Consider the following 16177-nt stretch of genomic DNA (forward strand, 5'->3'; position numbering starts at 1 on the left):
AACATGCCGGGCTGCAAGTTCTACAAGGGCACCGTCTACTGCGAGCACAAGCCCGAAAAGCCCGCTCCGACCACGGAGACCCCGAAGACGGAGACGCCGACCACGGAGACCCCGGCCCCCGCGACGGAAACCCCGACGACGGAGACCCCCACCACCGAGACCCCGGCCCCCACGACGGAGACCGAGACCCCGGACGCGGGGGAGACTCCGCGCACGGTCCCGACCGAGGAGGAAGCCTCGGCCCCGCAGTCCGAGTCGTCCCCCGAGACCGGCGAGGCCCCTGCGGAAGCAAGCCCGGACGCTTCCAGCTGAACCGGAGACCCGGCGCCGTGGCCCCCCGTACCGGTATCGGTTCACACGGTGAAGCCGCCGTGTAGCTGATCAGCCCCTGCGGGCCCGTCGGACCGCAGGGGCTTTGGTCTGTCCTGTCGGCCCTGATTCCGCCCCACCCCGGACCGGACAGCGCCGGCCGGACAGGGCAATGCGACGGGCAGTCCGGCGCTGTTGCCTGCATGGACGAGATGCCGGACGTGTTCCTCGACGGGTTATCGGGCCGCGATGCCCCCCTTGACTTTCGTTTCACCGTCTGCGGCGTCGACTTCAACGCGGCCGCGAGCCGGGCCTGCGTGACGCCGGCCGCCTCACGCAGCCGCGCCTGCTCCGCCGGAGAGGGCAAGCGCGGCTCGCCCTCCAGCAGTGCGTCCACCGCGTCGAAATAGTTCTTCCTGGCTCGGCATGGCCCGCCTCCACCTCGGCAAAATTAACCCCACCTAGATGTTGGGTTTAACCCTATCGGGTGTCGTGTTTTTGGGATGTGCCGCGAAGCCTGGCACCCAACTGCACTGGTTGTTGTCGCCGGCCGTCCGCGCGCGGAGGCGTCGCGGGTGGTGTGCGTGTGCGGATGGCGCAGCGCGGCTCGGTTACCCGCTGGGCTGGGAGACGATCGGCGACACGGCCCCTGTACGAAGCGTCCGTCGTCCGCGACGCCACCGTCCCGCTGCCCGAACGGCTGGCCGCCCTTCTGGTCGAGATGGCCGGGCAGCTGAACGCCACTGCTGCGGATGCGCCGTTGTCCGCGCTGCGCGCCGGCCGGGGTGCTGGAGCGGATCGCCGCCCGGGTCGGCCGTCAGGCCGCCGGCGCGCTGTGCGGCGACGGCATGTCCGCCGAACGGGTGGCCGCCGTGCTCGGGACCACCCGCTCAAAGGCCTTGGTCCTGCTTCTGACCGCGCAGGACAGGTGGTGACGGCACGCATCCCAGCGTCCGCCCTGTTGGTTCAAGGTGGAAGGAACTATCGCAACTATGATAGTTGGGGTAGGGTTGGGGGATGGAGCCGAAGACGTACACGACGATCGACCTCCGCAAGCAGATGGGCGAGATCCTCGACCGCACCCGGATCGCGGGGGAACCTGCCGCGATCACCCGCAAGGGAAAGACCCTGGCCTACCTCGTGCCGGCCGAGTGGTTCGAGCAGTACATGGCCCAGCACCCGTCGGCTTCCGGCGCCGACCGGAGTGCCGCCTGAAAAGGTCGGACCGCAGGCAGACCAGGAGTCCCTTCGTCATGACAGCGCAGCCCGTCCACTTCGACGGCCCCGGCGGGGAGAAGCCCCGCCAGGTGCCGCCGATGCCCGAACGCACCCCGCAGGCCCTGCGCCTGGCCATCCAGGAACACGCCCCGCATCTGCTGCCGGACTTCGAGGCCCACTGGCGCCGCGCGATCGGCGACGCCTTCAACCTCACCCCGGTACCGGCCTTCATGCGCCTGTGGTGGACCCAGTACGCCATCGCCCGCGACCCAGGCCTGGAAGCCCACCTGCGCGACCTCGAAGCCGCCGCCGCGAAATCCGAGGACCCCGAAGAGTCCGCCCGGCTCCTGGCCGAGTACAGCCGGCTGCGCCGCCAGGCGGCTGTGGTGGAGCCCGGTCGGTGACCGATGAACTCCCACTCCCGCCCTGGAAGATGGACTGGACGGCAGAGGCGCTCCAGGAGTTCGAGAGCATGCCCGAGGACGGCAAGCAGCTGGTCCTGTCAGCCCGCGCCGAGCTGATCACCACCCCGGATCCCTACTACCGGGGCATCGACGCCGATGTGTCACTGCCGCACTGGATCACCGTCCGCCCCCTGGCCTCGACCAGCCCGGGCGGCCCGCACATCGCCGACCTCGCCGGTGGACGTGGCTGGCTCATCTTCACCTTCACCCGCCGCCGCGCCGACCCCCAGATCACCGTCACCGACGCCTTCTGGGCCTGACCGGACACCGCACGGCCTCGGTGCCGGCCGAGCCGGGTTGCGGCGCACCGGTTGGCCGGGGTCCGAGGGACGCTTCGCGCTCGCGGTCGTCGGCGACCAGGCCTCCGCGGAGCGTGGTCTCGGCCCAGCCGGTGACATACGCGCAGTGGTAGGTGGCGGTCGGGGCAGCCATTTGGCCGGGCCCTGTCGGCTGGCCCTGCCGGCTGGCCCGGTTGGACTTGGCGGTGATGGCGATCATCTGGGTGGGCGTGTCCTGTTCCGGAAGTTCGGGGTGGCGTGCGGTGGTGGCCGCTGGCGGTCGTACCCACTCCCGCCGGAACCGGTCGACGCGAGCCCGGCGCGCGCGTCGGCGACCGTCCTCCCCGTCCGTCCGTCGGGTTCACATGTGTGTCCACTCCCGCAGGAGGGCTTCGCGTTCGGGCGGTTTCGGTGTTCCACCCCTGTGTTCCCGGCTCCAGGCCGTGAGGGTCCCGGGGTCTGCCGTGCCCTCCCGGAACCGGGCCAGGAGGTGCCGGGACAGAGCGATCTCCCGGGAGGTGTAGCCCTTGGTCGCCGCCGACACCTGCACCTCCTCCGTCCCGTCCGCCGTCTCCAGGACCACGAACATCTGTGGCGGCTCCTCGCCGCCGTAGCCGGACGCAAGCGTGACCACCGCTTCCAGCACCGCCACCAGGAAGCGGCCGCCGCCCCGTGTGTCGCCCTCGACGGGCACGGCCTCCACGCCCGCGGAGCGCAGGATCGCCCACGGCCACGCCCGGATGCCCTCCGGGCTCCGCGCCTGTACTCCTTCGGAGGTGAGGCGGACGCAGTGGCCCTCAGCACTCGGCGGGGAACCCACGTACACGGAGTCCTCGGTGATCCAGAACAGTCCTACCATCGCCACGGCTGACTCCTGATATGCATGCCCGTCCGTCCCGAGCCCCTGAGCTGTTTTCCGGCGCCTGCGGCACCTGGTTCCAGTAAGCGCCACCCCGCTCAGCGGAGCATGACCCTGGAACTCGGGGCTTGACCGCCCGCAGAACGAGCCCTTCGTCTGCGCAGGGGGCTGTGCCTGCGGGGACGGATGCAGCCGAACCGCCGGGCCACGCGCGCCCCCGGCCAAGGGGGTTCGCTGCCCGGTCAAGTCCCGAGAGCGAGTGACGTGACTCGGCCAGCTCCGCCGCGGCTCAATCGAGGTACGAGGTCACGCCGAGCAGCAATCGGCGAACGGTCCCGGTCCCGGCGGCGCGCCCTTCGGATCTCGGGACCCACCCGATCGGTCCGCGGGTTCCGACGGATCATCCCTCCGCTTGCCATACGAGGAGTAGCCATGAGCCTTCGTCACCACCCGTTCGTTCTGACAGCCGCGTGCAAGGTCCAGCCCCCGTCCGCGGGCGGGACGGGAGACCGTGTCGGCGGCCTCTCCGGCCATGGTGTCCACGGTGGTAGCGGTGACGGGGGCCGTCGCGGTGACGGGGTGCGAGGACGATCCGTGTGGCACCGGGTGAGGGACCTGCTGTGGAGGTTCCTCACCCGCCCGCTGGACGCCACCGACATCGGGTGACGGGACCGCCAGCCGGATCCGCTCCAGCGGGTGCCGCGCTGGCGCCGGTGCGGGAGGCCGCCGATCCGTGGGCTGCGCCCGCGAGTACGGACGCGAAGCGCTCCTGGCGCCCGCTGGCCGAAGGCCTGAATGCCCCCCGCGGCCTCGACCTCGACCTCGGCGACCGGGCCCGCGCCCAGGCGCCGCTACGCCTGCCGTGTCCGCTGCCCCCCGTACGTGGCCGATACTCCTCGCATGGGGGATCACGACACCGTCCGGGTACGTCTCCGCGCCGCTCTGTGCGCCGACGACCCGTGGACCGCGCTGTACGCGCTGCACTCGCCCAACACCGACCGGCCCGGTCCTCTCGCCGGGGCGGTCGAGGAGCTGTACCGATCGGACACGGACCACACGGCCTTCCGCCCCTACCTCACCTGGCTCCTGCGAAGCCTCGGCGAGCCGGGCGACGCGGTGCTGCTGCGGTTGTTGGCCGCGCCCGGGCTCGCCGGCGACGACCGCCAGGACCTCCTGAGGACCGCTGTGGTGCGCGGCCTGCGACTGCCCGCCGAGCTCCTGCGCACCTACGCGCAGGACGCCCCTGCATCCAGTGGGGGCAATGCCGGCACCGGCGGCTCGCCCGCCCCCGAGCTCGTCGACGCCATGGGGCTCTCCGGCGACCCGTCCTTCGCGCCGCTCCTCGGCGCCCTCCTGGAGGACCCCGCCGCCCCGCGCGGCCGTGCCGCGCTCGCGCTGGGCCGCCTCGGTGCCCGCGCGTGGACGGCGCCGATCGCCGGGAGGCTGTCCGAGGTGACCGGACTCGACCACACCGCGTTCACCGTCGCCCTGGAGCTGATGGGCGATCCTGCCGCAGTACCGCACCTGCTTCGATGGCTGGCCGAGAGCGGCGAGGAACGCGTGTACGACGTCCACCACGCACTCGTACGGCTCACCGGCCGCGACCCGCTCTTGCCGGAGCGGGCAAGCGGCGCGGCGTACGCGGCGGCCGTGCGCGCCGCCTGGGCCGACGGCCGCACCGAGCGCGCGCCCGCAGTGGTGCGGAACCCCGTCGTCGAGTCCGGCGCGCGGGCCCGGTTCTCTGTCGACGAGGGCGCGGGCCGGATCCGGGTCGCCTTCGACCCGCCGTCGCCCGGCTCCTCCTGGCCGCGCTGGGACCGGTGCCTGACGTTCGACCGGAAACCGCTGTACCGGGTCGGCTCGTTGTGCGACACGTGCGAGCTGGGCCTGACCTTGCTGGACTGGCCGGACGACGAGGCGGCCCGGATCGCGGCCCGCATGCGGGGCGACTGACTGACCTGGATCGGCTCGACACCGCGCTGCTCGCCGAATGGAGCCCCGTACTCGGCGAGTTGGAGACCGGCCATTACCGCGCCCTCCTCCTCGATCTCCCCCTGGAGGGGGTGGCCGAGCCGACCCGGTCGTGGTGGTACCGCCGTGCGGCAGCCCGGGCGGAGGCGGACGGCGACGACGGCGACCGCCCCGAATGCGACCGTCCCGAGGACTACTGGCCCGGCGTCGCGCACTTCCAGCTCGCCACGCCCGTTCCGGGAGGCCGGGTGCCGTTCGCATACGGCGCCTTCCTGCCCTCGCAGCCGCCGGAAGCGCTCGACCCGGCGGCCGTCGCCCGGCACGCGGCCGCCGTAGCGGCGGGGGAGCGGCCCGCCGCGGTGGTCCTCGGCTGGATCGACGACCGGTACGTGGAGGCCCTGTACAAGGAGCGGTGGCTGGTCGGCGCGATTCTGGACGGTCATCACCGGCTCGCCGCATACGCGGCCGCAGGCGTGCCGGCCCGGGTGCTCCTGCTCGCCCGCGTGGGCGAGGGAAGTGGCGCGGACGGCGGCCTGGAGGGGCTGGCGGAGGTGGCCGCGGTCTACGGCTGCCGGGAGTGACGGCTGCACAGCAAACGGGCAGGAAACGGGCGAGGCACCGTAGCCATCCGCCCGCCGACCAGCCGCCGACCAGCCGTCGGCGGCCTCACCGGCCGGTCGGCGTTGAAGGACATCTACACGGTCTGTTCCACGCTGGTGCAGAGATCCAGGTCGTTCGGCTCCGGCTTCAGCCCGACCCCCGCTGCTCGGGAGCCGGGACCCTCGTAGCCCAGAACGCACGGGTCCATGTCGCCTGAGTTCGGCGGTCGGGGGCGGCTTCCCGACCTTGAAGGCGCGGACGAGCCGGCCGACCCCGCAGATGCCAGCGCGAGGAGCACCGGCATCCCGGTCCTACCGCGCCCAGTCCTACCGCGCCCAGTCGATGCCGAGTTCGCCGAGAGCTGCGAGCTGCGCCTGGTCGAGCCGGCCGCGGCGGAGCCGTATGGCCGGGAGCGCCACCAGCGGCCCGTACCCGTCGGCCGGCACCTCGCCGTCGGGCAGGCCGGCCCGCCAGAACCGCTGGCCCGAGAGGTCGCGGAAGCGCGGGGCGAAGCGGAAGCCGAGCAGCTCGTAGAGGCCGAAGGCCATGTCCGAGTACGAGGCGTTGTCGGTCGTCGAGCCCGCGGGCGACCTCGATGCGCGCGGATGTGCTCGCTGGGCGGATCGGCGCGTACGCCATGGGCATCACCGACCTCGCCCCGCTCACCCACGGCTGTGGGGCTCCAGAACCGAGAGAGTCAGAGAGAGTGGGGTCCGCCATCGGCCGGGGCGCCGGGGAACCGCGTGCGGCCACCGGCGACGCCAGGATGCGAAGAGGGGTCGCGCTCATCCTCGGTGGGATGAGCACGACCCCTCGTGCGGAGGCTCAGGCTCTCCGCGATGACCGGCCTGCTGGTCTACTGCCGGACGAAGGGCTCGCTACCCTCCGGGGCATAGGCCAGGTCCACCTCTGCCTGACCTTCATCCGTGGAGTACAGGAAGAACAGGTCGCACGTCGGGCCACCGGCGGCAGCCGTCAACGTGACCTCCGTAGCCGGCCCGACGGAGTCCAGATGCCAGGGTCGCCAGGTACCGGTGAACTTCGTGTCGGCTGACCACGACCCCTTGTGACACACGCTGGGAGGCAGGCTCACCTCTCCGAGCGCACCGTCCTTGAGGAACTCGATCGTGCCCAGGGTCGGCGACTTCCAGGACCCGACGACATGCCGCGCCCTGTCCTCGTCCGTCTGCACGGTGCAGGACACCGCCAGCGGTAGGACGGCCACCAGTGAGCCGATCAGGAGACGGACGCCACTCCTCATCCGACATCTCCCTTCTGGAGCGGGTTACTCGAAGTCACTGGGTCGGGCACAGTTCCCACTTGTCATGTAGTTCTTTGCCTCCCTGGTGATCGCGTCCCTGAGCCGGGACTCCGAGGCCCCGGGGTTGGCTGCGGCGATCTTCTCGCCCATCTGGCGGCCGTACTCGTTGTTCACCAGGTCCGAGAGGTGATCAGCATAGTTGTGGCCTTCCCGGTCGCCGTACGCCTCGTGGGCGTCCGCGACCATCTCGGCGGTCTGGGCCCCGTGCTTGGCCGTGATCATGGCCTGTCAGGTGAAGTGCCGGTAGGCGTTCTGCCCCTCGTTCTCCGCCCCTGGGTATGCGTCCGCCGCTACGCTCGCGGCCCAGCCGGTGATCTGCTTCGCGTCGTAGCAGTCGGCCACGAGGATGTACGCGCAGACCATCAGCTCCGACCTCTTGGCCTTGCCTGTCGCGATCTCGTCGTACGGCTCCGCCCCGGGGATCTGCGTCTGGCCTGGCACCGTCTCGTACTTGAAGTTGGTGTTCTGGCGGTACTCCCTCTCCAGCTGCTCGCCGTAGGCCCGGCGCGCCTTCTTCATCTCGTCCGCGGCGTTGGCCACCAGGCTGCCGGTCCACCCGGTCGGCTTGACTCCCACGCTCACCAGGTACGCGGCCAGTGCGGCCTTCCGGTACGGTTCCTCGGCCTTGTTCTGCGCGACGATCGCCTGGTAACGCGGGCCTTCGCCGAGGACCTTCGTTCCGCCCTGGCAGCGGTACATCCCGCTGGCGCACTCCTCCAGGGCCAGCCCCGACGGGTCGCTGTACCTGAGCGGGTTGTTGTCGCTGTAGGTGTAAGCGGCCAGGGACTGGGGGTCGGTTGCGTCGAAGAGCGGGTCGGCGGAGATGAAGCGGCCGGTGGCGGGGTCGAAGTCGCGGGCTCCGAGGTGGGTGAGGCCGGTGGCCTCGTTGACGCCGCCGAGGAAGCCGCGGGTGCCGGACCAGGCGGTCGGGGCGGTGCCACGGGTGCCGCCGAACGGGGTGGGGGGTGCCGATGAGTATCGAGGACCTGGTCGAGGCCTACGACCGAATACCGACGGAGCTCGCGGCCGCCTCCGATGCCAAGGTGCGCGCAATGGTCGCAGCCACCTGGCGGGACCGGCCGATCACCGTGCAGCTGGCCCTGCTCACTGACCCGGACCCCGAGGTGCGTGCTGCAGCCACCAGAGCCGAGCACCCGGGCGTCCCTGACGACTACTACGAGCGTTGCCTCGCCGATCCAGCCGTCGTGGCCAACATCGCTCGTCGTGTCCCGCTGACGTTCGACCAGTTCACGCAGCTGCTGGCGACCGGGGACAAGGAGGTGCTACACGCCGTGGCCGGCAACCCTCACCTGACCGCCGACATGGTGACCTACCTGCAGGGCAGCGAGGACCCGCACGTGCGCGTAGCGATGGCCTACAGCCGCCACACGTGCGGTCCCGCCCACGGGCCGGCCGCCTGCCGTTCCTCGGCCCGGCACGGCGCGCGTACGCGCTCGAAGGCGATGTTGGCGTTCGGGCACCGTGCGGCGTGCTGCAGTGCACACCTGGACCGGGAACCTGCCGAACTCTTCCAGGCAGGCCGCTGCCCATCCGTACCGCGGATCGGTGACGAACGCGCAGGGGGGCGAGCTCACCCGTACTGCTTTCGGTGGATCCCGGTGCGCGGGCTGCCCGACCGGGCAGCCTGGACGTCGCGGACCGGCCGCTCGGCCGGCCCGATCGGGCGCTGGCGGGGAGGGGTTGGTCGTGGTGGACAGGGTGCTCAGGGCGTTGGGGGCCGGTGGGGGTGCTGCTCGCGGACGGGAGCGAGCCGGGCCCGTGCTATTTCGACGTGGGCAGCGGTCCGGACGTGCCGTCGTCGGGTGAGTGGCATGTCTACGACGGCCGGTACGGCCGGCCCCGGGCCGCGGTCCTGCGCGGCAGGTGTTCCTGCGGCTGGCGGGGGATGGCCGAGTACCCGCTCGACTGGACCACCCTGCCGAACGACAAGCCCCTCTACGAGATCGATGTCGACCTGTCCGGGCCGCTCCAGGATTACGACGCGCACCTGTCGGTCATCCGGGACGCGGCCGTCCCCCTGCCCGCGGACCTCACCGAACTCCTCACCGAACTCGCGCGCCGGCTCGACGGCCTGGCCGCCACAGAGCCGCTGGTTGCGCTCAAGGCCCTGGCCGACGTGCGGTACGTCATCGCCCAGGCCGGCCAGGAGGCGGCGTACGAGGTCGTCGCCGGGGAGGTGCCGATCGAGGAGGTGGCGGTCGCGCTCGGCACGAGCGAGGACGCGGCCCGCAGCTACCTCAACAGTTACCTCCACCCCTGACCCCGCTGGCCTTATTCACGGGTAGTGGCTCTGGCTCAAACCTGAGCCAGAGCCCTTCGTCGTTTACAGAGCCAACCCAGCCAACCTGCCGACTTCAATAGGGGTGGTTCATGTGGACTGTGAAGAATGGCAAGCGCACATGCAGATAGCAGTCGGCGACTGACCACCCGAAGAAAGAATCACCTCCGGATTGATCGGCAAAAATACTCGCCAAGAAACTGACATTGAATATCTGACCAGCCGCCAGTGTGACCGTGGGTGCGATATCTGAGGCGAAGAAAGACCCTGACCCGCTACCATTGGCTCCGCTTTGGGATGTGTGATGCCATAGCTCGATCGTCCGCTCCCCCTGAGGGCCCAACACTGCGCCAGAAACAGGATCCTGAACTACGACTTTGCACACGCCATTTGTGTACGCCGAGAGAATATGGGCGATTATGTGCCAGTCCCATCTGTCGTCCATGGGGGGTGCAATGCGCGCGAGTCCGTCGACTGATGCTTTCAGCGCCACACCCACACCTGCGGTTGCCCAGCTTGCCCCGCTATGATCGTGGTCGAAGGGCGAGAAGCAGTCGAACCAACCGGCCTCCTTGTCTGCAGAGGCTCCGGCAGCATTGTGCACAGGGTCAGTTATCTGCCAGTCATACGGTGGCACAAAGATGTTGACTCCTTGCTTAACGCCTTTGAGTGCGTCCCTCGCCTGGGCATCCCAGGAATGTGTGGGGGCGACGCCGGAAGTATCTTCTTGCGTCACATGCGCCTCACGTCGCCGGTGGGCTAGTTCCCGGAAAGCAGAGGCGGCGTCAGTGTCTTGCTCCATCATGCGAAGGATGGGGGCGTGTGCCCGTTGTTCAGCCGCTAGGACATGAGCGTTTGCTTCGGCGTGAGCCTTCCAGTGCGCTCCGACAAGACGGTCGATCTCTGCCTGGTGAACTGCAGTGAAGCCCTCGCGGATTTCAGCGGGCCTCCGTACGGTTGGCTCCGATTTCGCATCAGATCTCCGAATTACGTGGTCCATAAATAAAGTGTCACGGCGCTAGCTGGGGACGCGCAACTGGAGCACCTGAGTTAGGTGGTTGCGTCCGGTGCCCGCGCGGGCGGCGCGGTGGAGCGGGAGCTGGTGACCGGGTCGGCCGCGGCGCCTGGTCTTCGATGCTCCCGGCGCCGCGCCGGGGCTGGCGGACAAGGCGGCGTACTCGTTCTGCGTGCTGGGGCACCTTCACCGTGCCCTGGGCCGCCGCGACGTCTACGCCCGGGCCGGGGACCGGTGGGGTGACCCGCGGGCCAAGCTCCTTTCCGGGGACCGTTGGGAAGCGCCCAGCCCACCGTGTTGACCGCCCTCGGCCTGGACGCCGAACCCGCAGCCCACCTCGCCGGACTCGCCTCCGCGCTCCACGGCGCCTACCACCAGGTCGTCGCGGATTTGCCGACGAACACCGCGGTGTCGGCAAGGACGGCCGCGTGTTGGTTGCTGGGGCCGCCGGGGTGTGGGCGGGTGTGGGGGCGGGGCAGGGTTGCAGACGGGATCCGGCCGACCGGTGGGCGGGGATGTGGGAGAGGGGGTGTGCGCGTGCGGATGGCACGGCGCCGCCGAGTACGCAGACTGGGAGACGATCGGCGACCAGCCGCTGTGCGAGGCGGACGTCGACCTTTCGGGCCCACTCGCGGATTGGACCGCGCACCTATCCGTGATCCGCGAGGCGGCTGTGCCGCTGCTGTGCGACGACGGCATGCCGCCCGAAACGCTGGCTACCGCGCTCGGGACCACCTACCCCAAGGCCCCGGTCCTGCTCCTGAGCGCGCAGAACAGGTAGTGGCCTGCACCACAACGGCCGCCTCGTTTTGCGGGTTCGTGGGAATTCACCTTCAAGATCGTCGCTGCCGATCGGCCGGAATCCCGATGGACCGTCGGTCCGTCGACGTCGAGTTGCAGTGTCGTCCGACACTTGGCGGGACGTTCGCCGCTTGGCGATGTGATCGTGGTCGTCCTGGTCAGGTTTCGATGTAGGCGACCACGACCATCCCGATCGTGGCGTACATCGAAGCCTGAACACCGAACAGCAGCGCCCCGGGACCGTGTTTCGGTTCGGGGCGCTGCTGCGTGCCGAATAGCCTCGGCCGGTTCAGGATTCGACCTCGGTGACGGGAGCGTGGTCAGGAGACACGGGCGTTCACCCCGGCGCGGAGGGTTTCCGCTTGATTTAGGTGACCGCGGAGCCGGTAGGAGGGGCCGTCGGACGCCCGCGACTGCGGCGCGGTGCAGAAGGCGGTCGAGCATCGCGGCGGCGACGGTGGCGTCGCCGAAGGCTCCTGCCCAGTCGGCGATGCCGACGTTGGTCGTCAGGATCGTGGACGACTTCAGATACCTCTGGTTGATCACCTGGAACAGGGCCGAAGCACCGGATCCGGTGGCGTGAGCAGATCACGCTGGTGCAGACCCCGCTCCTCCACCAACGGCAGCAGCGCCTCGTCCTCCAGCGGCCGCTCCGGCGACCGCAGCGCATCCACGGTGATGTTCCGCGCGACCCTCTTCATGTACGGGAGCGGAGAGCGATCCGGCTCGCCCCGGCCCTCCAGCCACACCCGCAACGTCCTCTCGTGCGCCTCCTGGGCGATCTCCTCCCAGTAGTCACGCAGGGACGGATAAGCGGTCCGCAGCGCGGCCATCACCTTCCGCCCCCACTCCCCGGCGTGCTCGCCGAATTGGAGCCGCACCGCCTGCTGGCGCTGACGCTCCTCGTCCTCAGAACCACTGCTCACCACGGGCCGCTCTTCTCCTGCCCGTCGTGGACGGACCCGGTGACGGTGCGCCACACCGTCCCCCGCCCGCCCTCGGGCAGCTCGTAGCGGATCACCACAGACGCCGTACGAGCGCACGGCCCACACCGTGCCGGTGCGCCCACACCGTGCGCGGACTGCCGGCGCGCGAACCCCCTGTGGTCGGCCGTCCTCGCCGCTGCCGGCACCGGTGAAGCGCTACGCCTTCACCGCGGGGTCTCACATCTGCTCCAGCGGGACCTCCCTGACGAAGACAGCGACCTGCTCATCCAGCTCACAGCGGACTGCGCCCAGCTCCGCCGTCAATAACGGGAGCGGGGCTGGATGATGGAGTCCCTTTGTCGCTGCCGGATGCCAGGACGGCCCGCTCGGCCGACCACTTTGTCCGGCATCAACGGACCGGCTGGAGTGTTCCTGCCCGTGCGCGCCTCGCGGGCGCGCGGGCCAGGCCGCGATCACACAACCAAGGTGTCTATGGCGCATCTTCGCCTTCTGTAGCCGTGAATCCGCACATATGTTCGGTGCTCTGTTCGCAAATCCTCACTACTTGGGAGGTACATTGCGCACCAACAGCACCGTTCCGTTCACTGCTTGCCGTAGCCGGGGTCCTGGTCCTGGTGAGTGGCACCGCCCACGCTGCCAACGGCCCTCAGGAGGTCCCTCGCCCAGTGGTGGAGCTCTCGGTCCCGGACAGCAGCACCCCGTCCACGAAGGACGTCGTGACCTGCAGTCTGAACGCGCAGAGGCCGAACTACAGCGGGAGCACGATGACGGGCACCGGTGGAATCCTGGGATGCATCCCCCACCGCCCGCAGGCGTGCAACAGCGAGGTCGACATCGAACTGTGGGCTCCCGGTCCCGGGCGGTGGATTACCGTGGCCAGCTCGGCAAGGCAGTATGCGTGTCCTCCGCCCTACCGCAACACCACAGCGGCATTCACCTGCGAGTGGCGGGCCTCAGATCCCTTCTACTACTACCGGACCCGCGTTCTCGCCACGATCGTCGAGGACGGCATCGTCGTCTCCAACGACTCCACCAGCGAGTCCTACGGCGTGCGCTGCCTCTGACCCGCGGGCCCGCCGTAAGCCTCCCCGCCGCAGGCGGCGGGGAGGCACAATCCACGTATGGACTCCTCGACACCGTCACCGTTATGGGCCGCGGCAGCCCGTGCCGCTGACCTACTGCTCCAGCAGCACGACCTACACCCCGGCCTTCGCGACGAACGTCGCCAGCGGCTGGCGGGGTGGGGGATCGCTGAAGCCACCGGCAGTGCAGCGGTCTACGCCCTCCTTGCCCTCTCCCTGCACTGGACAGCTCGCCAGGAGGGCGCGGAGGACGAGCATCACGCAAAGGCTGCGATCGACGCTGCGTCAGTCTCCTCGGTCGTTGCCCGTATCGATCACGGAGCCAAGCACGAACTTCTCGCCGAACTTCCAGCCTCCGCGCTGGGCAGACGCGATCAGCAGTCTGTCGACGTCGTCAAGCTCCTCATTCGTTCAGGCGACGACCGCTCCGAGCTCGCCCTGGAGAGGATCAGCCGAAGCAGCCAGCGAGTGCTTCTCGAACTCGCCCGCCGGCAGCCGAGCACGCAGCAGACCATCCGGTCCCTTCTCAGCGCCTGACGCGCCAGCCGCGCCGACGGAATCGGCGAGCTGCTGCGCACCACCAGTACGTGGGCGGACCGGACACGCGAGCAGCAGGCCAAGCGCATGACCGCGACTCCGGTCTGGCGCTCGGCGATCCGCACCTTCCACGGCGTGACCGACGAGCAACTGGACTAGGCCCTGGACAACACCCGGCAGCACCGCAGGCACCAGAGGATGGAGGACGAAGACGTGAAGCGACGCATGCTGTTCACCCTCGCGGCGGCCACGGCGGGGTTCGCCGTGGTCCCTGCGTTCCCAGCCGCAGCACAGGGGTGTCTGGGAGGGGTCCACGCTCTGAGCTGGGCGCCTATCGAGGGTGTGCGCGGGCGCGTGGGGGCGCACGGTCAAGCGGATGCGCTCGCTCCGGAAACTTTCTGAAACTCCTCTGAACGATCGGGGGTTGTTTTCGCTTGGCTGTGAGTAGGAGCCGGTCCTGAGGGCCGCTCCGCTGGCTGCCGCCGCACCTGGGGGAGGGGCATGCATGGTCCCACTGATCCGCTTGGAAGGACTTCCTTCATCGGGTGATGTCGCCCGCGTCGTGGGCGGGACGCGCGGTGATGGAGGTCGCGCAGCAGGCGCTGATGCGGTCTCGGCGGATGCGGGTGATGTTCTGCGGTGTGCCGTATTCGCAGAGCGCGGAACAAAGCTGACACTAATCTCGTGACGAATGGTCAGCTGTGCGGCATCGTCGTTCATGAACCGGACGGCCGAGGTCTGCGGCGAGTCAGCGTCGGCGGGGTGACTATCGGCTGGGCATGGTCGGTGAGGGACCTCCGCCGGGTCCTGCGGAAGGCTGGCGCTCCCCGAGACTTCGACTTGGATGATCCGTCCAGGGTCGAATGGGCGGCCAGGGCGGATCTATGGCCCGATGACAGATGGGGCCGTAGAGCGAAGGGAGGTCTCGCCGGTCTGGGGCTACTGGTCTGCGCTTTCGTCCTGTTCACCGTCGGGCTGACCGACGCCCTGCGTGCGCTGACATTCGTCGGCCGGGTGCTGGGGTTTGTGTTCATCGTTGGGGCGCTGCTCGAGCTGCTTGCGGCTGCTGCGGTTGTGGACTACTGGGGAAAGCGCCGTGTGAAGTACGCGAGCCGCTGCGTACTGCTCGGCGTGGTGATCGCGGCCGTTGTGAGTCTGATGCTTCTGGCTCTTGGGTGGGATTCGGGATACTACCGAGATTGGTTCTGGTTCTGGATCACCCTCGCCGTGTGGTCCATTTGGGCGCTGTGGGAGCTGAGCCGGCTTCGAGCGTGGCGAGAAGTACCGCATCCGAAGAGCTTCGCAGTGAGCCTCGTGGTCTCGGCTCTGGTGGGAGCCACGAGCATTGCGCACTCATCTGTATACAAGCCGTACGTGGCACCTCCAAAGGTGTCCTTCAAGGCCGTCTTCGGAAAACCATCCGAGAATATCGCTCATGGATCCCTCTATGTCCCGATTGATCTCACCTTCCGGAATGAAGGGTCTATTAGTGTTTTCACCGTTGGGACCATTTGGACGGCGTCGCTGTACCCCTCCACCTTCTCGGGGAAGGGTATCGATTTTGACGACTGGAAGTCGGAGCTGGGCGACGGGTACGACTCCTACAGTCACGAGTCCTTCCAATCCGAATCCCGAGCCCTGGCCGCAGGTCAGATTACAACCCCCGGCGCCCGGCTCGACCCCGGGGATGATTTCTCGAAGACGGTTGTCATCGAGGTTCCGGCCAAGGGGATCGAAGGGCGAGTGGAAATCGCGGCGGCGATTTCCCATATCCGGGCCGACCGATGCAAGCTCGGAAATAAGTACAGTTCTTCCGTACAATATTCCTGGGATGTAGGCAACAGCGCCCTCAGGTACACGGAAAAGCGGCCGGACTGGCTTCTGCAGTCGGGGGATGAATTCTTTAGATATCAGGCGAGGATCTATCAGAGCAGTCTTATTATGAGTCTCACCCAGCCTCCCGACTGGGTTTCTATGTGGTGGGTAATCCCTCACCAGAAAACAGAACGCACGCCATATATGAGTGTCCATATCGCGCGTGACCTTGAAGGCCGGCAAAGACTGAGTGACGCGGAGCAGGAACCCTACGGGATGAAAACCGTGAGCTTGGTCGCTGACCTGCCTGTCGCTCTCCTCCGCAGCACTGCTCAAAACCCTTGATGTCCAGGGCCGGGGCCGCCGGACAAGGCCGCAACGAGCTCATCACCCCACCCCCGCCTCCCCGACCAGCTGCCCGCCCCCGACGACCGCACCCGCTCTACCTCCCTGGAACAAGACCTCGCGGCAGCCCGCACGAGCCCGCGCCGCATGATCCGCACCGAGAACACAGCACGCTGACCGAGAGCCGTGCCCACTCCCTCGACATGACGGCCGGCCCCCTTACCGTCCCCGGCCGCCCAGAACGGTTCTCCGCGCACCCATGCACTCAGCCCCGCAGGTAAGGAGCATCCGTGTACGGTCGAGGTCCGCCTCGGCA

General features: G+C 69.0%; 19 protein-coding genes and 2 pseudogenes. 13 read left to right on the top strand and 8 right to left on the bottom strand.

Features of this window, described 5'->3' with window-relative positions:
* From AB0D29_RS36615 to AB0D29_RS36640, 6 genes and pseudogenes are all read left to right on the top strand, one after another.
* A pseudogene (locus AB0D29_RS36615) lies at positions 1-312 on the top strand (hypothetical protein); the annotation flags it as partial.
* Positions 313-512: 200 nt separating this feature from the next.
* Positions 513-719 (top strand): hypothetical protein, encoded by a 207-nt coding sequence (locus tag AB0D29_RS36620; protein WP_362860206.1) that lies wholly within the window; start codon positions 513-515, stop codon positions 717-719.
* A 342-nt stretch (positions 720-1061) separates the two neighbouring features.
* On the top strand, positions 1062-1244 hold the full coding sequence (locus AB0D29_RS36625) for a hypothetical protein (RefSeq protein WP_362860179.1): 183 nt from the start codon (positions 1062-1064) through the stop codon (positions 1242-1244).
* Positions 1245-1326: 82 nt separating this feature from the next.
* Positions 1327-1524 (top strand): type II toxin-antitoxin system Phd/YefM family antitoxin, encoded by a 198-nt coding sequence (locus AB0D29_RS36630; RefSeq protein WP_362860180.1) that lies wholly within the window; start codon positions 1327-1329, stop codon positions 1522-1524.
* Between the two features lie 38 nt (positions 1525-1562).
* Positions 1563-1931: a DUF6247 family protein gene (locus tag AB0D29_RS36635; RefSeq protein WP_362860181.1), complete on the top strand. Its 369-nt coding sequence runs from the start codon at positions 1563-1565 to the stop codon at positions 1929-1931.
* Positions 1928-2251, top strand: a complete 324-nt coding sequence (locus AB0D29_RS36640; RefSeq protein ID WP_362860182.1) for a hypothetical protein — start codon at positions 1928-1930, stop codon at positions 2249-2251. Before AB0D29_RS36635 ends, AB0D29_RS36640 begins: the two co-directional genes overlap by 4 nt.
* 379 nt (positions 2252-2630) lie before the next feature.
* Here AB0D29_RS36640 and AB0D29_RS36645 read toward each other — a convergent pair whose 3' ends face one another.
* Positions 2631-3134: a hypothetical protein gene (locus tag AB0D29_RS36645; protein WP_362860183.1), complete on the bottom strand. Its 504-nt coding sequence runs from the start codon at positions 3132-3134 to the stop codon at positions 2631-2633.
* 894 nt (positions 3135-4028) lie between these two features.
* On the opposite strand from AB0D29_RS36645, the gene AB0D29_RS36650 reads away from it, so the two are divergent.
* A complete protein-coding gene (locus AB0D29_RS36650; RefSeq protein ID WP_362860184.1) occupies positions 4029-5081 on the top strand; it encodes a hypothetical protein in 1053 nt (350 codons plus the stop codon).
* Positions 5082-5140: 59 nt separating this feature from the next.
* Positions 5141-5680 carry a hypothetical protein gene (locus tag AB0D29_RS36655; protein WP_362860185.1) on the top strand — a complete coding sequence of 180 codons (540 nt, stop codon included), beginning with the start codon at positions 5141-5143 and terminating at the stop codon, positions 5678-5680.
* A 429-nt stretch (positions 5681-6109) separates the two neighbouring features.
* Here AB0D29_RS36655 and AB0D29_RS36660 read toward each other — a convergent pair.
* The 4 genes and pseudogenes from AB0D29_RS36660 to AB0D29_RS36675 form a co-directional block, all read right to left on the bottom strand.
* Positions 6110-6277 (bottom strand): annotated as a pseudogene (locus tag AB0D29_RS36660) (Tn3 family transposase); the annotation flags it as partial.
* Between the two features lie 278 nt (positions 6278-6555).
* Positions 6556-6960, bottom strand: a complete 405-nt coding sequence (locus tag AB0D29_RS36665) for a hypothetical protein (protein ID WP_362860186.1) — start codon at positions 6958-6960, stop codon at positions 6556-6558.
* Between the two features lie 24 nt (positions 6961-6984).
* Positions 6985-7242 carry a hypothetical protein gene (locus AB0D29_RS36670; RefSeq protein WP_362860187.1) on the bottom strand — a complete coding sequence of 86 codons (258 nt, stop codon included), beginning with the start codon at positions 7240-7242 and terminating at the stop codon, positions 6985-6987.
* Positions 7243-7248: 6 nt separating this feature from the next.
* Entirely contained in the window at positions 7249-8073 is an 825-nt protein-coding gene (locus AB0D29_RS36675; RefSeq protein ID WP_362860188.1) for an RHS repeat-associated core domain-containing protein, read from the bottom strand.
* A gap of 739 nt (positions 8074-8812) precedes the next feature.
* On the opposite strand from AB0D29_RS36675, the gene AB0D29_RS36680 reads away from it, so the two are divergent.
* The gene (locus tag AB0D29_RS36680; RefSeq protein WP_362860189.1) at positions 8813-9301 is read left to right on the top strand and encodes a hypothetical protein; all 489 of its coding nucleotides are present in this window, start codon (positions 8813-8815) and stop codon (positions 9299-9301) included.
* A gap of 94 nt (positions 9302-9395) precedes the next feature.
* Here AB0D29_RS36680 and AB0D29_RS36685 read toward each other — a convergent pair whose 3' ends face one another.
* Positions 9396-10124 carry a hypothetical protein gene (locus AB0D29_RS36685; protein ID WP_362860190.1) on the bottom strand — a complete coding sequence of 243 codons (729 nt, stop codon included), beginning with the start codon at positions 10122-10124 and terminating at the stop codon, positions 9396-9398.
* 739 nt (positions 10125-10863) lie between these two features.
* Here AB0D29_RS36685 and AB0D29_RS36690 point away from each other — a divergent pair.
* Entirely contained in the window at positions 10864-11115 is a 252-nt protein-coding gene (locus AB0D29_RS36690; protein ID WP_362860207.1) for a hypothetical protein, read from the top strand.
* Here the strand turns inward: AB0D29_RS36690 and AB0D29_RS36695 are convergent.
* Positions 11070-11681: an ATP-binding protein gene (locus AB0D29_RS36695; RefSeq protein ID WP_362860191.1), complete on the bottom strand. Its 612-nt coding sequence runs from the start codon at positions 11679-11681 to the stop codon at positions 11070-11072. The genes AB0D29_RS36690 and AB0D29_RS36695 overlap by 46 nt on opposite strands.
* Positions 11678-12061 (bottom strand): hypothetical protein, encoded by a 384-nt coding sequence (locus tag AB0D29_RS36700; RefSeq protein WP_362860192.1) that lies wholly within the window; start codon positions 12059-12061, stop codon positions 11678-11680. Before AB0D29_RS36700 ends, AB0D29_RS36695 begins: the two co-directional genes overlap by 4 nt.
* Positions 12062-12747: 686 nt before the next feature.
* On the opposite strand from AB0D29_RS36700, the gene AB0D29_RS36705 reads away from it, so the two are divergent.
* From AB0D29_RS36705 to AB0D29_RS36715, 3 genes are all read left to right on the top strand, one after another.
* Positions 12748-13146, top strand: coding sequence for a hypothetical protein (locus tag AB0D29_RS36705; RefSeq protein ID WP_362860193.1), 399 nt, complete (start codon positions 12748-12750; stop codon positions 13144-13146).
* 57 nt (positions 13147-13203) lie between these two features.
* A complete protein-coding gene (locus AB0D29_RS36710; RefSeq protein ID WP_362860194.1) occupies positions 13204-13701 on the top strand; it encodes a hypothetical protein in 498 nt (165 codons plus the stop codon).
* Between the two features lie 684 nt (positions 13702-14385).
* Positions 14386-15861, top strand: coding sequence for a hypothetical protein (locus tag AB0D29_RS36715; RefSeq protein WP_362860195.1), 1476 nt, complete (start codon positions 14386-14388; stop codon positions 15859-15861).
* Positions 15862-16177: the final 316 nt, after the last annotated feature.

The sequence above is a fragment of the Streptomyces sp. NPDC048424 genome (assembly GCF_040651555.1).
Taxonomy (GTDB): Bacteria; Actinomycetota; Actinomycetes; order Streptomycetales; family Streptomycetaceae; genus Streptomyces.